This is a genomic window from Tardiphaga sp. 285_C5_N1_2 (assembly GCF_052076065.1).
GTDB lineage: Bacteria > Pseudomonadota > Alphaproteobacteria > Rhizobiales > Xanthobacteraceae > Tardiphaga > Tardiphaga robiniae.
Window position 1 is genome coordinate 4,278,031 of the sequence record NZ_CP197241.1, and the last position, 24,223, is coordinate 4,302,253.

20 protein-coding genes are annotated in these 24,223 nt (G+C 61.9%); 7 read left to right on the forward strand and 13 right to left on the reverse strand.

The genetic code is table 11. The annotated features are described in order from the left end of the window. Positions 1-15 precede the first annotated feature (15 nt). The 4 genes from AB7951_RS20275 (at position 16) to AB7951_RS20290 (ending at position 4,742) form a co-directional block, all read left to right on the forward strand. A complete protein-coding gene (locus AB7951_RS20275) occupies positions 16-1,047 on the forward strand; it encodes an ABC transporter permease (RefSeq protein ID WP_170849808.1) in 1,032 nt (343 codons plus the stop codon). Continuing rightward, positions 1,044-1,892: an ABC transporter permease gene (locus AB7951_RS20280; RefSeq protein WP_068737405.1), complete on the forward strand. Its 849-nt coding sequence runs from the start codon at positions 1,044-1,046 to the stop codon at positions 1,890-1,892. The genes AB7951_RS20275 and AB7951_RS20280 overlap by 4 nt, the downstream gene beginning before the upstream one ends. Continuing rightward, positions 1,889-3,589 (forward strand): ABC transporter ATP-binding protein, encoded by a 1,701-nt coding sequence (nikE, locus tag AB7951_RS20285; protein ID WP_439062555.1) that lies wholly within the window; start codon positions 1,889-1,891, stop codon positions 3,587-3,589. Before AB7951_RS20280 ends, nikE begins: the two co-directional genes overlap by 4 nt. A gap of 175 nt (positions 3,590-3,764) precedes the next feature. After that, positions 3,765-4,742 (forward strand): tripartite tricarboxylate transporter substrate binding protein, encoded by a 978-nt coding sequence (locus AB7951_RS20290; protein ID WP_439062554.1) that lies wholly within the window; start codon positions 3,765-3,767, stop codon positions 4,740-4,742. 57 nt (positions 4,743-4,799) lie between these two features. Here the strand turns inward: AB7951_RS20290 and AB7951_RS20295 are convergent, their stop codons facing one another. The 7 genes from AB7951_RS20295 to AB7951_RS20325 all read right to left on the reverse strand — a co-directional run bounded on the left by AB7951_RS20295 (position 4,800) and on the right by AB7951_RS20325 (position 14,478). Next, a complete protein-coding gene (locus tag AB7951_RS20295; RefSeq protein ID WP_120288815.1) occupies positions 4,800-6,455 on the reverse strand; it encodes a dipeptide ABC transporter ATP-binding protein in 1,656 nt (551 codons plus the stop codon). Positions 6,456-6,460: 5 nt separating this feature from the next. Further along, positions 6,461-7,291, reverse strand: coding sequence for an ABC transporter permease (locus AB7951_RS20300; protein WP_120289223.1), 831 nt, complete (start codon positions 7,289-7,291; stop codon positions 6,461-6,463). Positions 7,292-7,304: 13 nt separating this feature from the next. Continuing rightward, the gene (locus tag AB7951_RS20305; protein ID WP_120288814.1) at positions 7,305-8,327 is read right to left on the reverse strand and encodes an ABC transporter permease; all 1,023 of its coding nucleotides are present in this window, start codon (positions 8,325-8,327) and stop codon (positions 7,305-7,307) included. Beyond that, entirely contained in the window at positions 8,324-9,910 is a 1,587-nt protein-coding gene (locus tag AB7951_RS20310) for an ABC transporter substrate-binding protein (protein WP_120288813.1), read from the reverse strand. The genes AB7951_RS20305 and AB7951_RS20310 overlap by 4 nt, the downstream gene beginning before the upstream one ends. A gap of 99 nt (positions 9,911-10,009) precedes the next feature. Next, positions 10,010-11,596, reverse strand: a complete 1,587-nt coding sequence (locus AB7951_RS20315) for an ABC transporter substrate-binding protein (RefSeq protein ID WP_120288812.1) — start codon at positions 11,594-11,596, stop codon at positions 10,010-10,012. Positions 11,597-11,635: 39 nt separating this feature from the next. After that, positions 11,636-13,222 (reverse strand): ABC transporter substrate-binding protein, encoded by a 1,587-nt coding sequence (locus AB7951_RS20320; protein WP_120288811.1) that lies wholly within the window; start codon positions 13,220-13,222, stop codon positions 11,636-11,638. Between the two features lie 161 nt (positions 13,223-13,383). Continuing rightward, complete coding sequence (locus tag AB7951_RS20325) at positions 13,384-14,478, reverse strand: 2-hydroxyacid dehydrogenase (protein ID WP_439062553.1); 1,095 nt, start codon at positions 14,476-14,478, stop codon at positions 13,384-13,386. Between the two features lie 78 nt (positions 14,479-14,556). Here AB7951_RS20325 and AB7951_RS20330 point away from each other — a divergent pair, with 78 nt between their 5' ends. Then, on the forward strand, positions 14,557-15,435 hold the full coding sequence (locus tag AB7951_RS20330) for an AraC family transcriptional regulator (protein ID WP_199712037.1): 879 nt from the start codon (positions 14,557-14,559) through the stop codon (positions 15,433-15,435). 15 nt (positions 15,436-15,450) lie between these two features. Here AB7951_RS20330 and AB7951_RS20335 read toward each other — a convergent pair whose 3' ends face one another. The 3 genes from AB7951_RS20335 to AB7951_RS20345 all read right to left on the reverse strand — a co-directional run bounded on the left by AB7951_RS20335 (position 15,451) and on the right by AB7951_RS20345 (position 17,714). Further along, positions 15,451-15,681 carry a hypothetical protein gene (locus AB7951_RS20335; protein ID WP_089268026.1) on the reverse strand — a complete coding sequence of 77 codons (231 nt, stop codon included), beginning with the start codon at positions 15,679-15,681 and terminating at the stop codon, positions 15,451-15,453. Then, complete coding sequence (locus tag AB7951_RS20340; protein WP_120288809.1) at positions 15,678-15,896, reverse strand: hypothetical protein; 219 nt, start codon at positions 15,894-15,896, stop codon at positions 15,678-15,680. The genes AB7951_RS20335 and AB7951_RS20340 overlap by 4 nt, the downstream gene beginning before the upstream one ends. Before the next feature lie 276 nt (positions 15,897-16,172). Next, positions 16,173-17,714: an acetolactate synthase large subunit gene (locus AB7951_RS20345; RefSeq protein ID WP_093761088.1), complete on the reverse strand. Its 1,542-nt coding sequence runs from the start codon at positions 17,712-17,714 to the stop codon at positions 16,173-16,175. A 239-nt stretch (positions 17,715-17,953) separates the two neighbouring features. On the opposite strand from AB7951_RS20345, the gene AB7951_RS20350 reads away from it, so the two are divergent. After that, positions 17,954-18,568, forward strand: a complete 615-nt coding sequence (locus AB7951_RS20350) for a L,D-transpeptidase (RefSeq protein WP_081422064.1) — start codon at positions 17,954-17,956, stop codon at positions 18,566-18,568. Positions 18,569-18,673: 105 nt separating this feature from the next. Next, complete coding sequence (locus AB7951_RS20355; protein ID WP_089268029.1) at positions 18,674-19,492, forward strand: DUF2927 domain-containing protein; 819 nt, start codon at positions 18,674-18,676, stop codon at positions 19,490-19,492. A 1,019-nt stretch (positions 19,493-20,511) separates the two neighbouring features. Here the strand turns inward: AB7951_RS20355 and AB7951_RS20360 are convergent. The 3 genes from AB7951_RS20360 to AB7951_RS20370 all read right to left on the reverse strand — a co-directional run bounded on the left by AB7951_RS20360 (position 20,512) and on the right by AB7951_RS20370 (position 24,085). Next, a complete protein-coding gene (locus AB7951_RS20360) occupies positions 20,512-22,098 on the reverse strand; it encodes an MFS transporter (RefSeq protein WP_089268035.1) in 1,587 nt (528 codons plus the stop codon). Next, on the reverse strand, positions 22,085-23,266 hold the full coding sequence (locus tag AB7951_RS20365; RefSeq protein WP_120288807.1) for an HlyD family efflux transporter periplasmic adaptor subunit: 1,182 nt from the start codon (positions 23,264-23,266) through the stop codon (positions 22,085-22,087). The genes AB7951_RS20360 and AB7951_RS20365 overlap by 14 nt, the downstream gene beginning before the upstream one ends. A gap of 126 nt (positions 23,267-23,392) precedes the next feature. After that, the gene (locus AB7951_RS20370) at positions 23,393-24,085 is read right to left on the reverse strand and encodes a MarR family winged helix-turn-helix transcriptional regulator (protein WP_158596774.1); all 693 of its coding nucleotides are present in this window, start codon (positions 24,083-24,085) and stop codon (positions 23,393-23,395) included. Between the last annotated feature and the right edge of the window lie 138 nt (positions 24,086-24,223).

Consider the following 24,223-nt stretch of genomic DNA (forward strand, 5'->3'; position numbering starts at 1 on the left):
TTCGAGTAACCGATCATGACGACACTGGGCGCAACGGCCATCCGTGCAGCGCGACGCTTCGCATCCTCGCTTCCTGCATTGTTCGGCGTGCTGATCTTCACCTTCCTGCTGATGCGCGTCTTGCCGGGCGATCCCGCCGTGTTCTTTGCCTCGGGACCCAACTCCGGCAAGGAAGAGATCGAGACGATCCGCAAGCAGATGGGTCTCGACAAGCCGGTACCGCAGCAACTTTTCCTGTATCTCTATGACGTCGGCCGCGGCAATCTCGGCCGTTCGCTGATGACGGGCCAGAACGTGACCAAGGACCTGCGTGAGCGCCTGCCCGCCTCCCTCGAACTGACCTTCTCGGCACTCCTGATCGCACTTGTTCTCGCAATCCCGCTGGGTGTCCTTGCAGCGCTGAAACCAGGATCGCTGGTCGATCACGGCGTAAGGCTCTTCTGCGCTCTCGGGGTCTGTGTCCCGACCTTCGTGTCGGGCCTGCTGCTGATCTATATCTTCTATTATCTGTTCGGCGTGTCGCCCGATCCGACCGGGCGCGTCGATATCTTCACGACGCTGCCGCCCGCACATACCGGCTTCCTGTTGATCGACTTTGCGCTCGCCGGCGACTTCGATGGCTGGTGGGCCGCATTCAAACAATTGATCCTGCCGGCCTGCACCATGGCGCTGTTTGTTATCGCGCCATTGGCGCGTATCACCCGCGCCTCGATGCTGGCCTCGCTCGGCAGCGACTTCGTTCGCACCGCGCGTTCTGTCGGCCTGTCATGGTGGCGCATCATCGTCACCTATGCGTTGCGTAATGCGATCCTGCCGGTCATCACCATCGCCGGCATCGTGTTTTCGACCATGCTCGGTGCGAATGTGCTGGTGGAGAAGGTGTTTTCCTGGCCTGGCGTCGCCTCCTACGCGCTCGATGCGCTGCTGTCGTCGGACTATGCCCCGGTGCAGGGCTTCGTGCTGTTGATGGCGTCGGTCTTCGTTATCGTCAATCTCGTCGTCGATGTGCTCTATGGCATCGCCGATCCCAGGATTTCCATCGGATGAGCAGCGCAACACTTCAACACGCCGCGTTCATCCTCCGCGGCAACCCCATTACCGGCATCGCCGCCATCGGCGCCGCGCTGCTCATCTTTGTCGGCATCTTCGGTCCGTGGATCGTACCCTATGATCCCATCGCATCGAACGTTCAAAACGCCCTGATGCCGCCGAGTGCCGCGCATTGGGCCGGCACCGACCAGCTCGGCCGTGATGTGTTCAGCCGCATCATCGTCGCCGCACAGCTCGACCTCGCCATCGCCGTCTCTGCGGTCGGCATCTCCTTCGCGCTGGGCGCCGTCATCGGTGCCCTCTGCGGCTATTCGGGTGGCAAGCTGGATCGCGCTGTTGGCCGCTTCGTCGACGTGCTGATGGCGTTCCCGCTATTCGTGCTGGCCATGGCCATGGTCGCTGCCCTCGGCAATCGCGTCGAGAACATCGTGATCGCCACCGCAATCATCAACCTGCCGTTCTATATCCGCTTTGCACGCGCAGAAGTGAACGTGCGCCGCAACCTGGGCTGGGTCGAGGCCGCTCGCGCTTGCGGCGACAGCCATGTCTCGGTGGTGCTGCGCTTTCTGTTGCCCAATGTGCTGCCTGCGATGGTAGTGCAGATGTCGCTCAATCTCGGCTGGGCCATCATCAATGCTGCCGGCCTCTCGTTCATCGGGCTCGGCGTCAAGCCGCCGACGCCTGAATGGGGCATTATGGTCGCTGAAGGCGCGCGTTTCATCTCCACCGGCAAATGGTGGCTGGTCGCGTTTCCCGGCCTGGCGCTGATGCTCGCCGTGCTTTGCTTCAATCTGCTCGGCGACGGGCTGCGTGATATTCTTGATCCTAGACAACGTACATGAGCGCAGCGAACGTGATGACGACACCAAAACCGCTGCTCGATATCGAAAACCTTCAGGTCACTTTCTCGACACGCCGCGGCCCGGTCGAGGCTGTGCGCGGGATCTCACTCTCGCTTGCCGAGGGCGAGACGCTCGGCATCGTGGGCGAGAGCGGCTCCGGAAAATCCGTCACCGGCTTTGCGATGACGCGCCTGCTGGACACGTCGGGCAAGATCTCCGGCGGCCGTATCTCGTTCCGCGATCGGGATATCACCAAGATGACCAGTGCCAGCCTGCGCGAGATGCACGGCTCGGCGATGGCCATGATCTTCCAGAATCCGCGCGGCGCGCTGAACCCGATCCGCGCCATCGGCCAGCAGATCGCCGATGCCATTCTGGCGCATCGCAAGATCTCCGCCTCCGAGGCACGCGCGCAATCCCTCGAATTGCTGCGTGCGGTGAAGATCCGCGACCCCGAAAAGCGCATGAACGCCTATCCGCACGAACTCTCTGGCGGCATGTGCCAGCGCGTCATGATCGCCATGGCAATCTCCAGCAATCCGGCTCTGCTGATCGCGGATGAGCCGACAACCGGCCTCGACGTCACCACGCAGAAAGTGGTGATGGATCTCCTCGCCAGCATCGCCGCCGAGCGGGGTATGGCGACGATCCTCATCACCCACGACCTCGGCCTCGCCGCCCGCTATTGCCGCCGCGTCGTGGTGATGGAACAGGGCAAACTCGTCGAGGAAGCCGACGCCCTGACGCTGTTCCGATCGCCGCAGCACCCCTACACCAAGCGGCTCGTCGCAGCGTCGCCAACCGCGACCTCGCGGGTCGAGGATCTCGTGACCGACGACGAGAAGCTGCTGGTACCGACCGTCCCCCTCGCTCCGCCGCCAAAGCCGGCGCATGGCACGCCGCCGCTGCTGGAAGTTCTCGACCTCGTCAAACGCTTCGACGACGGCACTGTCGGCGTCGCGAATTTCTCGATGGCCATCGCGCCTGGGGAAAGCGTCGGTCTGGTCGGCGAGTCCGGCTCCGGCAAGAGCACGACCTCGCGCATGATCTGCCGTTTGCTCGATCAGACCGAAGGCACCATCAATTTCAACGGCCAGTCGATCAGCCATATTCCGGCGCGAGACTTCCACCGCGCGCCGCAGCGCCGCGAGATCCAGATCGTTTTCCAGGATCCGAACGACAGCCTCAATCCGCGCTTCAACGCCTTCGACTGTATCGCGCATCCGCTGATCCGCCTGCTCGGCATGCGCAATGGGGCGGCGCTGCGCCAGCGCGTCGGCGAATGTGCTCATCGCGTCGGCCTCCCCGCCAATCTGCTGGAACGGTTTCCGCACCAGCTCTCGGGTGGCCAGAAGGCCCGTATCGGCATCGCGCGCGCGATTGCCTGCCGGCCGAAGCTTCTGGTGCTGGACGAGCCGACGGCCGCGCTCGACGTTTCCGTTCAGGCCGTGGTGTTGCAGCTCCTCGATCGTTTGCGCCGCGAAGACAATCTCGCCTTCCTGTTCGTCAGCCACGATCTCAACGTCGTGCGCATGATGTGCCAGCGGACCATCGTGCTGCGCAACGGCGCCATCGTCGAAGAAGGCGAGAGTCACCAGTTGTTCGACAGCCCGAAGACCGACTACACCCGCGAGCTCGTCGATGCAGTTCCGCATATCGAGATGATCGCCGCAGAAAAAATGGCCGCCGGCGCCTAGCCGCGGGTGGCTAGCGGCTAAACGCCTCAACGGACAGCCTTGTCCGGTTCCACTGGCGTAACCATACCGACTATAGTGTGAGTTATACCGGTGCCGGATACCTTGCATCCGCGCCTTATCTCGCAGAACATAAGACTAAGCGTCCCCAATGACGCAATAAAATCGGGAGGATTCCGTGCGGATCAAAGCCGTTCACGTTGCCTTGCTTGCCGTCATGGCGAGCTGTTCTGCGATCACGACCGGCGCGCACGCCCAGTGGCCGCAGAAACAAGTCACCTTCATCGTTCCCTTCGCTGCCGGCGGCGGCACCGATGCCTTTGCGCGGCCACTGGCGGCGCAGCTCGATACCCAGCTTGGCAAGCGCGTCATCATCGAAAACCGCGCCGGTGCCGGGGGCACGGTCGGCGCTTCGGCGGCTGCCAAGGCGGCGCCTGACGGCTATACCTTCTTCATGGGTGCCGCGCATCACGCGATCGCCCCGTCGCTCTATCCCACCCTCGATTATGACATCGAGAAAGACTTCATCCCGGTGGCGCTGATCGCACGGCCGCCACAGGTTATCGTGGTCAATCCAGAAAAGGTCGCCGCCAAGACACTGGGTGAATTCATCGCCTATGCGAAGGCCAACCCGGACAAGCTCTCTTATGGATCGGCCGGCGCCGGCACGACGCATCACCTAGCCGGCGAGCTGTTCAAGATCCTGACCCAGACCAAGATCCAGCACGTGCCCTATCGCGGCGCCGGACCGGCAATGCAGGACCTGATCGCCGGTCACGTGCCCGTCGTGTTCGACGGTCTCGGCTCGTCCGCCGCGCCAATCCGCGCGGGGCAACTCCGCGCGCTAGCGATTGCCGCTCCGAAGCGCGTGGCAGCCTTCCCCGATCTGCCGACCGCGGCGGAAGCCGGTTTGCCGAATTATGAAGTCGCCACCTGGTACGGGCTGTTCGCCCCCAAGGGCACACCGCCCGACGTGGTCGAGCGCATGGCGAAGGAATTGAAAGCTGCATTGCAGGTGCCGGCGATCAAGGAAGCGTGGGAGCGCAATGGCTCCGACGTGCCTGATGTGGCCGGCGCCGACTTCGGCAAGATGGTGTCGGCCGAGGTGGCGCGCTGGCGCAAGGTCGTGACCGAGGCCAACGTCAAGCTGGATTGATCCGAGCGAACACACGAAAGCCCACCGGACGCGGTAACCTGCGTCTGGTGGGCTTTTTTATGCGGAAGCGACTTCTGCCTGCCTGGCACCTGGACCGGCAAACATCGCACGGCCGGGAATCGCATCCAGCAGCGCGCGGGTATAGGCGTCGGTGGGATTCTGGAAGATCTTCTGCGTCTCGCCCTGCTCGACGATCTCGCCGCGCCGCATCACCACGATGCGGTCGGCAATTTCAGCGGCGACACGCAAGTCATGGGTGATGAAGATCATGGCGAGGTTCATCTCCTCGCGCAGTTCTGCGAGAAGCTGCAGCACCTGCGCCTGCACCGACACGTCGAGCGCCGAGACGGCTTCGTCCGCGACCAGCACCGAAGGCTTCAGGGCCAGTGCACGGGCGATACAGATACGCTGGCGCTGACCGCCGGAGAATTCGTGCGGATAGCGATTGGCCGCACTCTCCTGCAGGCCGACGCGGGCCAGAAGGCGCTTGGCATCGGCCATGGCTTCCTTGGAGGGCGTGCCATAGGCAATCGGGCCGCCGGCAATCGCGTCGCCGACCTTCTGGCGCGGATCGAGCGCCGCGAAGGGATCCTGGAACACGATCTGAATCTTGCGGCGCATCTGGCGCAATCGTTCGCCACGCTGTGACAGCAGATCCTTGCCATCGAAATGAACTGAGCCCGTGTCAGGCTCGATCAGCCGCATGATCAACCGCCCCAGCGTGGACTTGCCTGACCCGGACTCGCCGACGATGGCCACCGTCTCGCGCGCCTTCAGGCCGAGCGAGATGTTCTGCACCGCATCGGTCCGGCGCGGCGGCAGGAACATGCCCTGCTTGGTGATGAAGGTCTTGTTCAGCCCGACCGCATCGAGCAACGGCTCACCGGTGATCTTGCGATCGGCTTTGGTCAGCGAGCGCGCGCCGGGGACGGCGGCGATCAGGCTCTTGGTGTAATCGTCCTTCGGATTACGCAGGACCTCGTCGACGGTGCCCTGCTCAACGACACGGCCGTTGCGCATGACCACGACGCGATCAGCGACATCGGCAACGACGCCAAAATCGTGGGTGATCAGCAGCACGCCCATACCGCGCTCCGACTGGAGCTTCTTCACCAGCGCCAGAATCTGCTTCTGCGTGGTCACGTCGAGCGCGGTGGTCGGCTCGTCTGCAAGAAGCAGCGCCGGATTATTCGCCATCGCCATCGCGATCATGATGCGCTGACGCTGGCCGCCCGAGAGCTGGAACGGAAAGCTGCGCGCGAGCGCCACCGGATCCGGCAGGCCAACGTCCCGGATCAACTCCTGCACGCGCGCATCCACCGCCTCTTTGGACGGCGTCGGCTTGGTGTGTGTGATGATCGATTCCGCAATCTGCTGGCCGACACGGGCCAGCGGATTGAGCGCGCTGAGTGGCTCCTGGAAAATCATCGAGATGGCGCCGCCGCGCAGCTTGCGCATTGTCGGCTCATCGGCCTTGGCGATGTCGTTACCATTGAAGCTGATGCTGCCCTGCGCAACGCCCGTTCGGTCGGGCAGCAGTCGCAGGATCGCATGCGCGGTCATCGACTTGCCGGAGCCGGACTCGCCGACAAGACAGACGATTTCGTTGCGGTTGACTGTGAGCGATACGTCTTCGATGGCAAAAGGACGATCTGCGCCCGGCGGCAGGCTGATAGAGACGTTCTCGATGGCAAGCAGTGTTTTGTCAGTCATGGATACTATCGCTTGCGTGAGATACGGGGATTCAGCGTGTCGTTGAGACCTTCACCCACGAGATTGATGGCCAGCACGGTGAGCAGGATGGCGAGGCCGGGAAACACGCTCATCCACCATGCCTGACGGATCACAGTGCGCGCAGCACCGATCATGAAGCCCCACGACATCAGATTGGGATCGCCGAGACCCATGAAGCTCAGCGCACTCTCGATCAGGATGGCGCTGGCGACCGCCAGCGATCCGGTGACGATGATCGGCGAGATCGCGTTCGGCAGAATGCGACGCAGCACTACGGTCAGCGGACGCTGGCCCTGACACACCGCAGCCTGAACGAACTCACGCCCACGCAGCCGCATGAACTCGGCGCGCGTCAGGCGTGCCAGTGGCGGCCAGCTGACGATGCCGATCGCGAAGATGATATTGGAGATTTTCGGCCCGATGGTCGCGACCAGCAGGATTGCGAGAATGAAGCCCGGAATGGTCTGGAACAGCTCGGTGATACGCATCATCACCTCATCAACCTTGCCGCCGAAATAGCCGGCGGTTGCGCCGATGGTGACGCCGATGACCAGGGAGGTTAGCGTCGAGATGACGCCGATGATCAGCGAGATGCGGGCGCCATGCGCGATGCCGGCAGCCACGTCACGGCCAAGCATGTCGGAGCCAAGCCAAAGCCCTTCGCTGAACGGCGGCTGGAACGGCGCGCCAACCATGTCCCAAGGGTCGTCGGGAAACAGCCACGGGGCCGTCACCGCGAGGAGGACCACCGCGAGGAGGACGATCAGACCAATCATCCCGGTGGGATGGCGGAGAAACGATTTGAGCGTAGACATCATATAATCCCGTTCACGATGCCGCACGCACGGAGACGCGTGGATCGATCACCCGGTAGATCGCATCGGTGAGAAGATTGAGCGCAATCACGATCACCGACATCACCAGGAACACGCCCAGCAACACCGGATAGTCGCGCTGCAACAGCGCGTCATAGATGAGACGGCCGAGACCCGGCCAGGCGAACACGGTCTCGATCACCACCGCACCGCCAACCAGCGCACCGGCCTGCATACCTGCGACAGTCACGATGGGCAGCATCGCATTGCGCAGGATATGGCGAATGATGATGCGGCCCTGCTTCAGGCCCTTGGCCTTGGCGGTCTTGATGAAATCCTGATGGGTCACATCGAGCACCGACGAACGCATCAGGCGCGTGTAGATCGCGAGATACACCGCTGCGAGCGACACTGCCGGCAGGATCAGATGCATCCCGATATCGCCCATGCGCTGCAGTGTCGTCATCGGCACGCCGATGGTGACATAGCCGAAGGCCGGCAGCCAATCGAGTTGCACCGAGAACAGCAACACCAGCATCAGGCCAAGCCAGAACACCGGCGTCGCATACAGGAGCAACGACACGATCGTCAGCAACGTATCTGACCACTTGCCAGCACGAACACCGGCCAGTGTGCCCAGAATGATCCCGGACAGCAGCGCGAGGGTGAAAGCCGTCGCTGTCAGCAGCAGCGTCGCTGGCAAGCGCTCGAGAATGAGCGATGCTACGGTGCGCTGCTGGCGATAGGAATAGCCCAGGTCGAGCGTCACGACGCGCTTCAGATAGGTGGCGAGCTGAATTGGATAGGGTTTATCGAGCCCATATTCAGCGCGCAGCTGCGCCAGAAGCTTTTCGTCGGAGGCGCCGCTCTGGCCGGCAATCACCTGCGCGGGATCGCCAGGTGCGGCATGAACGAGAATAAAGTTGAAGGTCGCAATGACCAAGACGACGGCTACGAATTTGACAAACCAACCCGCAAGCGCGAGGGCGATCGCGAACACGCGACCGCCTTTTGCATTAACCGATACCGCCGTCATCCGAAGCTCACGTCGCTGAACGATTCATGCACGCCGATCGCTGTTGTAGTCACGTTCTTGAGGCGCTTGTCGATGAAGGTGGGATAGGCCTGCTCGAACATCCAGACCACCGGCACATCCTCGACCAGGATCTTCTGCACCTGGCTGTAGAGTTCCTGACGCTTGGCCTCGGAGGTCGAGGTTGCAGCCTCTTCGAACAGACGGTCGACTTCCGGATTGGAATAGCCTGCCGTGTTCGAGAATAGGATGCCCTTCTTGATATTCGACGAGATGTAGGTGCGCGACACGCCGAGCGCGGGATCTCCGAACTGATAGACCAGATTGCCGGTCATCTCGTAGTCCCAGTTGCTGAACTTCTCCGCCCAGCCACCGACGTCGGTGTTCTCGATCTGCACATCGATGCCGACGCGGCCGAGCGACTGGCGAATGAACTCGGCCGCGCGCTGATAGATTTCACCATAAGGCGGGGTGAGATACTTGATGGTGACGCGTTTGCCGCCGGCACCCGGCTTGAGCCCCATCTCGTCGAGCAGCGCCTTCGCCTTGTCCAGCGAGTAATCGTAACGCTTGACGTCTTTCTCGTAGAACCTGGTCGCCGACGACACCGGACCGGTCGCAACCTTGGGCAGACCGAAATAGACGCGCTGCGCCATCGACTTCAGATCGAGCGCATAGGCAATAGCCTGACGGAAACGCTTGTCGTCCATCGGCTTGATGCGGTTGTTGAGTTCGAGCCACTGATGCGGAGCGAAATATTCATAACCCTTCGTGGTCATCTCGAAATTCGGCAACTTCGACAGCCGCGCCACATCGAACATTTCGATGTCGTTCCACTGCGTCAGCTGAATCTTGCCCTGCTCCAGCGCAACGGCGCGTGACGCCGAGTCGGGAATGATGCGGTAGATGATTTCGTCGAGATACGGCTGATCCTTGCGGTAGTAGCCTTCGTGCTTGACGAGATGAACATGCGAGCCCTTCACCCATTCCTTCAGCTTGAACGGGCCCGAACCGATCGCCTGCGCATTGGCCGGATTCTTGCGATATTCCGTGCCGTCATAGATATGCTTCGGCACGATCGGACCCGTCGTGCAGTCGAGCGCGGTCAGGAACGGGGCAAAGGTCGACTTCAGCTTGAACACCACGGTGAGCGGATCCGGCGCGTCTGCCTTTTCGATACGCGAGTAAATCCCGCGCGCACGCGCATGGGTCTCCGGCAGCAGCTTGGTCATCGAGAAGATGACATCGTCCGCCGTCAGCGGCTTGCCGTCGTGGAAGGTGATGCCCGGAAACAGCTTGAACGTATAGGTCAGGCCGTCCGGCGACACTTCCCACGACTGTGCGAGACCGGGAAGCGGCTTGAGGTCAGGGCTGTAACGCAGCAGGCTCTCATAGATCTTGCCGCCCAAGGTCAGCGTTGGCTGCTGCTGGTTAAGTGCAGTGACGAGAATCGGAGGCTCTGGCTGAATGATCGTGTTCAACGTGCCGCCCTTGGTCTGACCAGCGGCACGAGTGATGCCGAGGGGGATACCCGAGAGCGCAACCGCACTCACGCCCATCAGCTTTGCGAATTCACGTCTATTCATAGCCTAGTCCTTTAACAGTGCATCTAACAGTGGCTGCAGCCAGACGCTTGCACATCTGGCTGCAGCCGAGTCATCAAGTGACTTTGAGTGACCCTATCTTCAACCGAGCGTCACGGCTCCAAAAGTCTCGTGCACACCGATGCCGGTGGTGATGACGTTCTTCAACCGCTTGTCGATGAAGTTGGGGAAGTCTTGCTCGACCATCCATGCGATCGGGACTTCTTCTACGACAATTTTCTGCACGGCCGTGTAGAGTTCCTGACGTTTTGCGTCAGAGGTCGCCACGGCGGCTTCTTCGAATAGCCGGTCTACTTCCGGATTGGAATAGCCCGCGATATTTGAGAACAGAATACCCTTGCGGATATTCGCCGTAATGTAACTGCGTGACACGCCCAGCGCCGGATCGCCGAACTGGTAAAGCAGATTACAGGTCATCTCGTAATTCCAGTTGCTGGTGCGTTCGGCCCAGCCGGCGAGATCGAGATTTTCTAGTTGCAGATCGATGCCGACACGACCGAGCGACTGCTTGAAGAATTCGGCCGAGCGCTGCCAGATTTCGCCATAGGGCGGAACCAGGAATTTGATGCTGACGCGTTTGCCGTCGGCGCCGGGCTTCAGGCCCATCTCGTCGAGCAGAGCTTTCGCCTTGTCCAGCGAGTAGTCGTATTGCTTGACATCCTTTTCGTAGAACCGCGTCTTCGATGAAACCGGGCCTGTCGCCACCTTGCCAAGATTGAAGAACACGCGCTGCAGCAGCGCTTTGCGATCGACCGCGAACATCACAGCCTGACGGAAGCGCTTGTCGTCCATCGGCTTAGTGCGAAGATTGAACTCCAGCCAGAAATGCGGCGCAAAGAACTCGTAGCCCTTGGTGGTCATTTCGACATTGGGCAGCTTCGAGAGACGCGCGACGTCGAACAGTTCGACGTCGGTCCACTGCGTCAATTGGACTTTGCCCTGTTCGAGCGCGACGGCGCGCGATGCCCCGTCCGGAATCACGCGATAGATGATCTCGTCGAGATGCGGCTCGCCTTTGCGGTAATAGCCTTCATGCTTGACGAGATGGACGTGGGAGCCCTTGACCCATTCCTTGAGCTTGAACGGGCCCGAGCCGATCGCCTGGGCGTTGGCAGGGTTCTTGCGGAAATCGGTGCCGTCATAGATGTGCTTCGGCACGATCGGCGCTGTGGTGCAATCGAATGAATTGAGGAACGGCGCGAACGGCGCCTTCAGCGTGAACACGACCGTGAGCGGATCGGGCGCTTCGGCCTTGTCGATGCGCAGGAAGGTGCCGCGCGCACGCGCGTGGGTTTCGACGAGAACCTTGGTGACCGAGAACACCACGTCTTCCGAGGTCAGCGGCTTGCCGTCATGAAAGGTGATGCCCGGAAACAGCTTGAACGTATAGACCAGGCCGTCGGGCGAAACGGTCCAGGACTCAGCGAGACCAGGCAGCGGCTTGAGATCGGCGCCGTAGCGCAGCAAGCTCTCATAGATCTTGCCGCCAAGGGTCAGTGTCGGCTGTTGCTGGTTGAGCGCCGTCACCAGGATCGGGGGCTCGGGCTGGATGATCGTATTGAGCGTGCCGCCCTTGGTCTGACCGACGGCGCGGGTGACGCCGAGAGGAATTCCCGAAAGCGCAGTCGCACTCAAACCCAATAGCTTCGCGAATTCACGTCTGTTCATCTTAATTCCTTTGTAGCAAGATATTTGAAACCTTCAACGTCATCCGAAGCTCACCGCCCCGAATGTCTCGTGCACCCCGATCGCCGTCGACAACACGTTCTTCAGCCGCTTGTCGATGAAGTTCGGATAGTCCTGCTCGAACGTCCAGACCACCGGAACATCGTCAACGAGAATTCTCTGGACCTGACTATAAAGCTCTTGCCGCTTGTCATCGGATGTCGCCACGGCTGCTTCTTCGAACAGGCGATCAACTTCCGGATTGGAATAACCGGCGGTGTTCGAGAACAGGATGCCCTTCTTGATATTCGATGTGATGTAAGTGCGCGCCACACCGAGTGCGGGATCGCCGAACTGGTAGACCAGGTTGGCGGTCATATCGTAATCCCAATCGGCGAACTTTTGCGCCCAGCCGGCGATATCGGTTGTCTGCAATTGCAGATCGATGCCGACGCGCCCGAGTGACTGGCGCAGGAACTCGGCGGCGCGCGTATTGGCCTCGCTGACTGGCGAGATCAGATAGCGCAGCGTAACGCGCTTGCCATCCGGACCCGGCTTCAGCCCCATCTCGTCGAGCAGCGCCTTCGCCTTATCGACAGAGTAGTCATAGGTCTTGACGTTCTTGTCGTAGAATCGTGTCTTCGACGAAATCGGGCCGGTCGCCAGCTTGCCGAGCCCGAAATAGATTCGCTGCAGCATCGCCTTGCGGTCGATCGCATGCATCACGGCCTGACGAAAACGCTTGTCGTCCATCGGCTTGATGCGATTATTGAGTTCGATCCATTGATGCGGCGCAAAGAACTCGTAGCCCTTGGTGGACACCTCGTAATTCGGCAGTTTCGACAGCCGCGGCACCTCGAAGAATTCGATATCGCCCCACTGCGTCAGCTGCACCTTGCCCTGCTCGACCGCCACGGTACGCGACGCACCATCGGGGATCGCGCGATAGATGATTTCGTCGAGATAGGGCTCGCCCGGCCGATGATAACCTTCGTGCCGGACAAAATGAATGTGCGATCCCTTGACCCATTCCTTGAGCTTGAACGGACCGCAGCCGATTGCCTGCACATTGGCGGGATTCTTGCGATAGTCGGTCCCCTCATAGATGTGCTTCGGCAGGATCGGCGCCGTGGTGCAATCCAGCGACGTCAGGAACGGCGCGAAGGGCGACTTCAGCGTGAAGATCACCGTCAGTGGATCGGGCGCTTCCGCCTTTGCGATGCGCGCAAATGTCACGCGACCGCGCGCATGGGTTTCCATCAGCACCTTGGTCATGGTGAAAATCACGTCTTCCGACGTCAGCGGCTTGCCGTCGTGAAACGTGATGTTCGGGAACAGCTTGAATGTGTAGGTCAGCCCGTCCGGCGAAACCTCCCAGGATTTGGCGAGGCCGGGAATCGGCTTGAGATCGAAATCGTAACGCAGCAGGCTCTCATAGAGTTTGCCGCCGACGGTGAGGGTCGGCTGTTGCTGATTGATCGCCGTGACCAGGATCGGCGGTTCAGGTTGAATGATCGTATTGAGCGTACCGCCTCTGGTCTGCCCCGTGGCGCGGGTGATGCCGAGCGGGACGCCCGACAGCGCCGTAGCGCTCAGACCCAGCAATTTCGCGAACTCACGTCGATTCATTCAGCTCTCCCGATAGACACAGAGGGTTGAACGTCAGGGTTGCACTGACGCGCAAGGATGAGCTTGCAAAATTCAAGCCGCCGCTGTCGCCGGGCCGATCATTGTCGCGATCGGGCCGGCGTTGTCTGAGAACCGAGCCTGCTCCGTGAATGAGCGGGATTTCAGTATCCCAGTGCCGGATCGACGCGGTTGAGTAGAATCTCTCCAGTCTTGAGACGGCGGATATTCTCGGCAATCTGGTCGGCAATGACGCGCGGTTTGGCCAATCCGGCCATATGCGGCGTCACCAGAATACCCGGCTCCGTCCACAGCGGATTGTCGGGCTGCAGCGGCTCTTTGTCGAACACATCAAGAATTGCGCCGCGCAGATGGCCCGATCGCAATGAGGCAACGAGGTCTGGAACGTTCAGGTGCTCGCCACGGCTGCAGAGGATAAGCGCCGCCCCTTTCGGCAGGCGGGCGAAACGGTCAGCATTCAGAATTCCCACCGTGCTCTGCGTTAGCGGCAGCAGACAGACCAGGATGTCGGTCTGCACCAGGAAATCGTCGAGCGCGGCGTCGCCGGCGAAGACGTCCACACCCTCGACCTGTTTTGCGGAGCGCGACCAGCCGGAGACCTTGTAGCCGACCGATTTCAGCAGAGTGGCAGCCTGGATTCCGAGGGTGCCGAGGCCGAGAATGCCGACGCGCTTGTCAGCGGCCGCGACCTGATCGTAGCGATGCCAGTGCCCATTGCGGGCATTGGTGGAGACGCGGTCGAATTCGCGATGAAAATACAGCGTGCCCCACAGCACATATTCGGCCATCGCTTTACCCAAGAGCGGATCGACGATCCGGCACAGCGGCAGGTCCGGCAGTGCCGTGTCGGACAACACATTGTCCACACCGGCGGCGATGGAATGGATCAGCCGCAAATTCGGCATGGTCGCCATCACGCCCGCGGGTGGTTTCCAGCAGACCACAACCTCCCCGTTCAGCGCACCCTGCTCCGGCCAAGTGGTCACGACTGCGCCGGGAACCGTTCGCTTCAGGTGATCCTCCAGAAAGCCCATGGTGTTGGACAGGGTTGTCATGAGAGTAATGCGGGTCATCGAATTCCTGCGTTGTTTCTGCCCGAGCCTTTTCCGTTCCGATTGAATCGGAACGGGGCTCAGGATTGTTGTTTTACGCGTTTTCTTAACGCGAACCGGTACCCACTTCGCTGGAAAACGCGCTAGTGGCATGAAGCCTGCTTTGAGAATGGCAACGTCCGGCACGATGCGCCCAAAACCTCTATCCTAGGGTACGATGTCAGCGCATCATCTCCGTCTTCACAGGGTCAGGATTTGTCGCGTATGGGCCATATCTCTTCAATTTCGTGCAACACGCCGCGCCAGCGCGTCGCGCCGCCGGCCATGGTGAGTTTTTCCGGCTTCGAGGCCAGCGGCCGCCGCGCCGATGCACTCCAGGCCGCACAACGCCCGGTGGTTGCGATGGCCGCCGAATTCTCCTCGGGCGGCGTTGGCGTCCGGCACAGCCACCGCCGCGCGCAATTTCTCCACGGCCTGACCGGGGTCATGACGGTCATCACCGAGACTGGCAGCTGGACCGTATCACCGCAGCACGCGCTGTGGATCCCGCCCGGCGTTGTCCATCAAAGCCGCTGCTGGGGCACCGTGCAGCTGCGTACGCTCTATGTCGAACCCGACGCGACGATCGGCCTGCCGACCTCGTGTCAGTTGATGGAAGTGTCGTCGCTGGTACGCGCGCTGCTCAACGAGGCCGTCACCTTCCCGACCGAATACGATATGGATGGCCGCGAAGGGCAGATCATGAATTTGATGCTTGCCGAAATCGGCCGCATGCCCGCCGTGCCGCTGCGTGCGCCGATGCCGCAGGATCGCCGCCTCGCGCGGATCTGCGAGGCGATCCTGCGCGAGCCCGGCAACAATCAGGATCTGGAATCCTGGTCGCAGATCGGCGGCCTCGGACGACGGACGCTGACACGGCTGTTTCGCCGCGAGACCGGCATGAGCTTCGCCGAATGGCGCCAGCAGGTGCGATTGATGGAAGCATTGTCGCGCCTGACCATGCGCGAGCCGGTGACCAATGTGGCGCTCGATCTCGGCTATGATAGTCCAAGTGCCTTCAGCGCTATGTTCCGTCGCTCGATGGGAATTTCACCACGCGACTATCTGCGCTGGAGCGAACAGACGGAGGACTTGGCAACGTGACCGACGCGCACCAGCTTAGGACTCGACCGCTGGCCGCGCTTCCATCGAAGCACGCAATCGGCGAATACCGGCTTCGATCTCGCGGATGTCGTCGTCGAGCTGCCCGAGCAGCACCCCGAAATTGAAGTCCATTCTGTTGCGGACGGACGCCGCCAGCGTTTCGCGATGCACCTTGAGATCTTGCAACGCACTTAGCTGGTTCGTATCGACATAGGCGGCAACCACAAGCTCAATCGCGCTTTTCACCGCAACGCTTTCTTCTCGGCTTCATCGATTTGCGCCTTCAACCGCGCTTTGGTCGCGCGAACGCCAGGGAATGGTGCTCCGAGCCGGCGTGCCTGGATCTGAACGGAACTCTGCGGTCGTTTCATGATCACTGCGGCTCTGGCCAGCGATACTTTACGCGCTATAAGCCCTTTCAAAATTTCAATCTGTTCCTCGTCCCAACGATTTTTTGCCATCTGATCTTATGAGTGCGCTGAAATAACTTGTCTGTGCGGTAGCTGTCCCTCTGCAACGCGATGTTCACAACTATTGTTCCCGATGCGCCCAGGTTGCAGAGCACAATCCCTGCCGGAGAAAGCGCTGCGTGGATTTGTGCCGGAAAATCGGAACGTGTTTCCATTGGTATCATTTCGCCAGCAGGGAACAGTACTGAAAAGGCTCCGGAGTGATCCGGAGCCTTTCTCTGTTTGGCAGGCACCCCGCTTGGTAGCGGGGTATTTGTCAGCTGCGGCTCACATCACCACTTCGATCAGCTTCGGACCCTTCGCGGCGATCGCGTTGGCGAGCGCTTTGTTGAAGTCGTCGACGTTCGACACCGAGACGCCGGGGACGCCCATGCCCTTGGCGAGCGACACCCAGTCGAGCGCCGGACGGTCGAGATTGAGCATATCGAGCGCGCGCTGGCCGGGCTCGCCGGCATCGACGCCTGCGAACTCTCCGAGCAGGATTTGATACTTGCGGTTGGCAAACACGATGGTGGTGATGTCGAGCTCTTCGCGGGCCTGGGTCCACAGCGACTGCAGCGTGTACATCGCGCTGCCGTCACCGACCATGCAGATCACCTTGCGGTCCGGGCAGGCCACGGCGGCGCCGGTGGCGACCGGGGTCGAGAAGCCGATCGAGCCACCCATGTTCTGCAACCAGTCATGCGGCGCGGCCGCTGCGGTCGGCGGGAAGAAGCCGCGGCCGGTGGTCAACGACTCATCGACCATGATGGCGTTTTCCGGAATCGCATAGGCAATCGCCTGCGCAATCGTGGTGTGGTTCAGCGCCCCGGTCGGCTTCACCAGTTCGGCGAGCTTCTGCGGCTTCACATCCGACGGCTTGGCGCCGAGCGCGCCGGCCAGCGCTTCCAGCGCAGCGATCGAGTTCTCGCCGCCTGCGGTTATGCGATGCACTTCGCAGCCTTCCGGCTTCAGCATGCTCGGCTTGTTCGGATAGGCGAAGAAGGCCACGGGATCGTTGGCTTCCACCAGCACGATGTTCTTGAAGTCCTTCAGCAGCGGAAGTGCGGCTTCGATCACATAGGGAATGCGATCGATGGAGAAGCGGCCACGGCCGCGCGCCATGCGCGGATTATAGGTCTGGCCCATCACCTTGCAGCCGGTCTTGCCGGCGATTTGCTCGGCCAGCGCCAGGCCCTTCTCGGTCAGCCCCTGGCCGGTCATCAGCAGCAGCGTCGAGGCGCCACCGTCCTTCATGATCCTGGCGGCGGTCTCGACGGCCTGCGCCGAATAGCCGGCGCTCTGCTTCTCGGCTGGCACCGGGGCCACGCCATCGGCCGCGCCCCATGCGGTGTCAGCGGGCAGGATCAGCGTCGCGATCTGGCGATCCTTGGCGGCGGCAATTGCTGCGGCGCCGTCCTTGGCCACCGACTTGGAATCCGGCGAGGTGTGCACCCACTGCGACATCGGACGGGCGAGGCCCTCGATGTCCGAGGTCAGCGGCGCGTTGTATTCGATGTGATAGACGGCATGCTGGCCGACGATGTTGACGATGCCCGAATTGGCCTTCTTGGCATTGTGCAGGTTGGCGAGGCCATTGGCGAGGCCGGGACCGAGATGCAGCAGCGTCGAGGCCGGGGTGCCCTTCATGCGGAAGTAGCCATCCGCCGCGCCGGTGACGACGCCTTCGAACAGGCCGAGCACGCAGCGCATGCCTTCGACGCGGTCGAGCGCCGCAACGAAATGCATTTCCGACGTTCCCGGATTGGCAAAGCAGACATCCACATTGCCCGCCACCAATGTCCGCACCAGGCTTTCCGCACCGTTCATCGTCTCACTCCGTTTGATTCAGGGTCGTATCTCGGTTTCTTGATCTCGGGGGCTGATGAACCATTGTTCGGAGGGCCCGTCAAAGGGTCGGAACGCAAGGCATCGTTGTGAGGGCCGCGGGGCGGGCTGAACGCCGGTTATTATCGCTCCATCCGGGCTGTCCTCACACGGCCGTGGGTTGCGGATCGGGGCGATTTATGGCCTGTCTTGGGCCTCAATTTTTTCTGGCGAGGACCATGATGAAGCGCCTTTTTGCTCTCTTTTTTGCCGCAGCCGCGTTCACCACAATTGCGTTTCCTGCCGATGCACGCGTTCGCAACCAGCCGCCGGCACAGGACTTCGAGGTCGACGACGGCCCGTCGCTCTCCAACTTCTTCTCCAATTTCGGCAATGGCGGCGGCAACAGCTCCGGCCCGATCCAGCGCCAGACCGTCGGCTTCCACAGCAATTACGCCCCGGGGACCATCGTTGTGAACACCGCCGAGCGCCGGCTCTATCTGGTGCAGCCTGGCGGCCAGGCGCTGCGTTACGGCATCGGCGTCGGCCGCGATGGCTTCCGCTGGGGCGGCGTCCACCGCGTCACCGCCAAGAAGGAATGGCCGAGCTGGACCCCGCCGGCCCAGATGCTCGCCCGCCGGCCCGATTTGCCCCGCCACATGCCCGGCGGCATCGACAACCCGCTCGGCGCCCGCGCCATGTATCTCGGCTCGACGCTGTACCGCATCCACGGCTCGAACGAGCCGGAGACCATCGGGCAGGCCGTGTCCTCGGGATGCTTCCGCATGACCAATGACGATGTCACCGATCTCTATAACCGCGTCTCGGTCGGCGCGACGGTCATCGTCAAGAACTGAGCTTGACCTGAGAACGAAGGCTTCCTGCGGGAAGCCTTCGAATTGTCCGCGGGGGCGGCACTGAACGCTTGCGCAAATACGCGCATTGCGAGAACTTGAGTAATAATGCCCGCCCCGACACCAGATCGATTCATCGTCCGGACGATTGCCGCGCTGCTGGCGCTAGCGTCTTTGACCGCCTTCGTGCCGCAGCCGTCTTATGCCGGTGCGAGCGAGCCGCCCGCCGTTACGGCGCGCCAGCGCACCGAGAAGAAAACCTTTACCGACAGCGAGATCATCGACGGTTTTTTCAAGACCGCCTTTGGCGCCGAATATCACCTCGCCGGCCGCGTCGACCGCATCCGCAAATATGAGCTTCCGGTGCGGGTCTTCGCCGAGGGCCGTGCCGACCGCAAGGCTCAAATCGCCAAGGTTGTGACCGACATCGCGCGCCGGGTGCAGCATCTCAACATCGCCATGGCGGACAACCGCGACGACGCCAATGTGCTGGTGAAGCTGGTGCGCGACCGCGATCTCTATCGCACCATCTCGACCTTCTACGGGACCGACCGGGCCAACGAGATCCGCGACTCCCTCGACCCGCAATGCCTGTCCGGCTTCCGCAAGAACGAGGCCTTCGAGATCGAACGCTCCGACGTGATCCTCACCGTCGACAATGGCGACTTCGTCTTTCTCGATTGCGCCTATGAGGAATTGCTGCAGTCGCTGGGCCCGATCAACGATACCAGTACGGTGCCGTGGACGATGTTCAACGACAACGTCCAGATGGGCTTCTTCGACGTCTACGACCAGTACATCCTCAACATCCTCTACGATCCCCGCATCAAGGCCGGCATGACCGTGCAGGAGGTCAAGGACGTGCTGCCGCAGGTGCTCACTGACGTGCGTATCTGGGTGAGCAAGGTGAACGAGCTGCAGGATTAGTTGTCTTGTCCCTCCCCCAAGCGCGACTTAGTCGCGCGCAGTGGGGAGGGTGGCGCGGCGCGAGCTCTTGCGAGCGACGTGACGGGTGGGGTGGCGCAACAGACGCCGCTCTCGCGTGGGGAGAGACCCCACCCCGGCCTCCACTTCGTCGATGCTGCGCATCGCCTCGCTCGGCCGACCCTCCCCACTGCGCGGCTTCGCCGCTTGAGGGAGGGATGCCTCTAACGCCTGTGCGTCATTGCGGATTCAACTGTCAAACAGCCACTGCTCTTCAGACATGCGTCATCACCCCCATTGTTTGCGGCGCGGGGGCGCCGTCGTCTCTTGCATTCCCGCCCCCCCCCTGTGAGAGGGCGTGCGGAACGCCGGGTGCCCGTTGCACCCTTGGGCCTGATGCGAATGCGGTCTTCCGCAATCTAGTGTGCATCAGGACTTTCGGAGGCGCCGAGCAAGTGCCCGACGTTCCGCCTGCGGTGTTTTTTCGGTTGCCTGCACATCTGCCATGGCGAACGGTCCCATCACCAAAATTAATGTCCCAGGGCGGAGGGACAGGGTAGCCGCAAAGCACTTGGCCGAACGCGTTTCGATTTGGTCGTCCGTCGCGCTGTCCAGGGCTCTTTCCATCCGAAGGTCGGCCGTCTCCTTGCCAGTGGCAGTGCTGGCGCAGATCCGTCCTGCCCGAAGACAGACGTCCCCCATGAACCGCGTAACGCCGCATCTCCGGCGTCCACCGCATCCCACCCCGCGAACGTGACGATCGCGATCGCCCCTCTCGGTGGGGCAGGACGGAGGAGAATATAAACCTGATGGGGATGTTGTCAACGGAAGATAGGAAAAAATGTTTGGGCACTGTCTTGCCGCCCCACACTGTCATTCCGGGGCGCGGGCGCACCTTTGCGCACGCGAACCCGGAATCCCAGCATGTTCAGCGCAAAACACTTCGAGATTCCGGGTTCGCGCTCTGCCGGCTTCGCCGGCGACGCACGCCCCGGAATGACGAGTGAGGTCGCCTCGTCCCCTCACCCCCGCGGCTTCGGCGTGAACGGTCCCTTCGGCGCGTTGCCGATCAGCGACACGACGATCAGCGCTGCCATCGCGAACCAGAAGGTGAGCCAGAAGCCGTCGATATAGGCCAGCGTATTGGCCTCGCGCTGCACGAGGCTTGCGAGCGTGCCGATGCCGCGGGCTTGTGCGAGACCCTCACCATGGCTGGCGAAGCGGCCGGTGAGTTTGGCAAGAATGCCGACGACATCGGCATCGCCGCTGGCGACATGCTGGCCGAGCAGATTCGAATGGATCTGCTCGCGCACGCGCAGCCAGGTGCCCATCAGCGCGATGCCGATCTCGGCACCGCCGAGTCGGAAGACCTGGATATAGGCCGCAAAGGCGGTGGCGCGCGACGGATCGGAATTCGACAGTGCGATGATCACGATGGGCAGCAGCGTGAAGCTCTGCCCAAGCGACTGCAACATCACCATCGGGATGAAATCGCCAAGCGCCCATTCATGGGTGAGCTGCGTGCCCAGGAGGGCGGCGGCGGCGAATGCCGCAAGGCCAATGATCAGCGTCAGCTTCACGTCGTAGTAGCGAATGAGCCAGATCGACAGCGGCACCAGCACGATCATCGGCACGACGGCATAGAGCAGAAACAACATGCCGGACTGCTCCGGCCGCAACAGCGCGATGTTGGTGAGAAAATTCGGCGCCAACGATGAATTGGACAGGCTGGTCATGGTGTAGAGAATGATCGTCAGCAGCGCGAGACCGATATTGCGCGACAGCAGCACCTCGGCATGCGCCCATGGCCGTTTGACCACCGACTCATTGATGAAGAAGCCGACGGTCAGGACCGTGCCGCCGCCAAGCAGCGCCACCACCGTACCCGAACCCAGCCAGTCCAGCCGGTTGCCCTGATCGAGCCCGGCATAGATCATGGCCATGCCGGTGCCGAGCAAGAGCATGCCGCCCCAATCGGCCTCGCACAGCACGAAGCGATTGATCGGCTCGCGCGGTGTGCCGAGCCAGACGAACAGCGCCAGCAGCGGCGCGATGATGACATCCTGCCAGAACATCCATTGCCAGCCGATGTGGCTGACATAGAAGCCGACCAGCGCGGTGCCGGAATTGAGCGAGAAGCCGACGCGAATGGAATAGATCGCAATGGCCGGTAGCCACCACTTCATCGGCAGATTGCGAAAGATGATCAGCAGCGTTGCCGGCACGAAGGTGCCAAGCAGCATGCCGTGCACGATGTTCAGCACCAGCAGCAGATTGTAGTCGCGCACCAGCGGGATCACCAGCGAGATCGCCGCATAGACCAGGGCAGGAATGCCGAGCACGCGGCGCAGCCCGAACACGGTAGCCATCCAGGCCACCGCCGGCGCGATGAATATCTGCGACGCGGTGCCGGCGGTGGACAGCCACGCGCCTTCGTCGAAACTCAGCCCCAGCGCCCCGCGCAGATCGGCGAGGCCGATGGAGAAGATGCGCGTATCGAAATTCGCGAGGAACGCGCCGAGCAGCACCGCGCCGACCGCAAAGATCGGATGGTGCGAAACGCCCCCGGTCGAGACCGGGCCGCTTTCGATGACCTTACTTTCCGCCATTGCCGGCCGCCGGCGCGTCGGTGTTGATGCTGGCGGTTACCGACATGCCCGGCAGCAACCGGTCGAGCAGCGGCTGTCCCTTGTCGAGCGTGATGCGGACCGGCACGCGCTGCACGACCTTGGTGAAATTGCCGGTAGCGTTATCCGGCGGCAGCAATGCGAATTGCGATCCCGACGCCGGCGAAACCCGCTCGACGCGGCCACGCAGCGTCTCCGCCGAGAACGTGTCGACCACGATATCGACGGGTTGGCCGGGCTTCACGCGGGTAAGCTGCGTTTCCTTGAAATTGGCGATCACATAGACGTCGGGCAGCGGCACGATGCTGATCAGGCTGGAGCCGATATTGACGTAATCGCCCGGCTGCACCTGACGCTCGCTGACCACGCCATCGAAGGGCGCCACGATCTTCGTATAACCGAGGCGTAGTCTGGCGGCATCGAGGGTCGCCTTGGCGCCGAGCAGATCGGCGGCGCGCTGCTTGCGTGTGCCGGCAAGAACTTCGAGCTGATGTTTCTGGGCGGCGATGACCGCACCACTCGCCTTTACATCGGCCTGCGCCTTGGCATAGGCGGCGGTCGCCTGTTCGAAGCGCTGCCGCGTGCCGGCTTCGGTCTGCGTCAGCGAAGCCTGACGTTCCCGCTCCTGCTGCGCCTGCACTTCCATCGCCTGCGCAGACACGCGCTGCGCCTCGGCCTGCGCGATGGTGGCATATTGCAGCTCGACCTGGTTGGCGAGATTGTCCAGCGCCGCCTGCGCACCGGCCACGCCGGCCTCGGCCTGTGCCACCTGCGCCTCGTAATCGGCGGGATCGATCTGGATCAGCAGATCGCCAGCCTTGACGTGCTGGAAGTCGCTGACGGCAACGGCCTTCACCGCACCGGCCACGCGGCTCGACAGCCGCGTTGTCTGCGCGCGGATATAGGCATCGTTGGTGGTTTGCACCGCGCGGTTGCCCATCCAGATGTCCCAGCGGGTGGTGGCCAGAACGATGAAGACAACCGCGGCAGCAACGGCCAGCAGCGGAATCGCAAGACGACGCCACGCCTGCTGCGCGGGTGTCAGCGCTGCAGGCTGTGCGGGCGGTTGCGCAACCGGTTGTGCCGGTGTCGGCGCAACAGGTTGTGACGGCGCCGGTTGCGGCGTTGGGGATGCATCAAGCTGGGACATGTCTTCCTCGCAGCGACCTGAGTGACATTATGTCTCATGTCGTCGCACCCGATTCAATCGCCCGATATCGGCAATCCATACCGGTGCCGCAGCATTCGGGTTCGATTCGTACCAAAGACCGCAGATTTATATCTTTTTGCGGCGTGCCGGTTTGTCGCCGCCATCAGATGGCGCCGGAGTATCCAGACCACGCGGCTGCAGATAGCGTTGCAGCGCAATGGCCCGCTCGCTGGATTCGACGAGTCGCTCGACGCTCCCCAGCAATTGATGAAATTCGTCCGCGTTGAGACAATCGAACTGCACGTCATTGACCTGACGCTGCGTGGGATTGAGGCTTACGAGCAGCGCATCGCCGGCCTGCGTCACCATGAGACGCAGGCGCCGGCGATCGGCGGGATCGACGAGCTTGTCGAGCAATCCCATCTGCTGCAGCTTGTTGGACACCGTGGTGACGAAAGCGCCGCTGAGATGCAGATGCGCTGCGAGTTCGCGCACGCTGACATCGCCTTCAGCGGCCAGATATTTGACCGAGATCAGCACGGTGTATTCGATCCCGGCCAGGCCGATCGCGGCGGCATGCCCCTCACGCACGGTCTCGTGACGCGCGAGGAACGCCAGCAATGTGTGCACGAGTTGCCGGAATGCATGATCGGAGCCATCGACCAGCAGCGCCTTGCGCGACGTGGTCAGCGCCGGAGCCGGAAGTTTTGCCTTGAGCGCGGTTTTGGCTCCGGTCTTCACCGCGGGCTTGGCCGCGGCCTTTTCGGATTTACGCAGCGCCGGCGTCTTGGAGAGCGGCGCAACCTTGGAACGAGACATACCGCTTCCCAGTGAACGATCCGCTACAGGATTGGCTGGCGGCCCCTGCTTCGTCAAGCGATTCTGCATACCTTCTTAACGAAGCTATTGATCAAATGCATTTACTGGGTCAGGATCGGCGCCAAATCTGACGGGAGA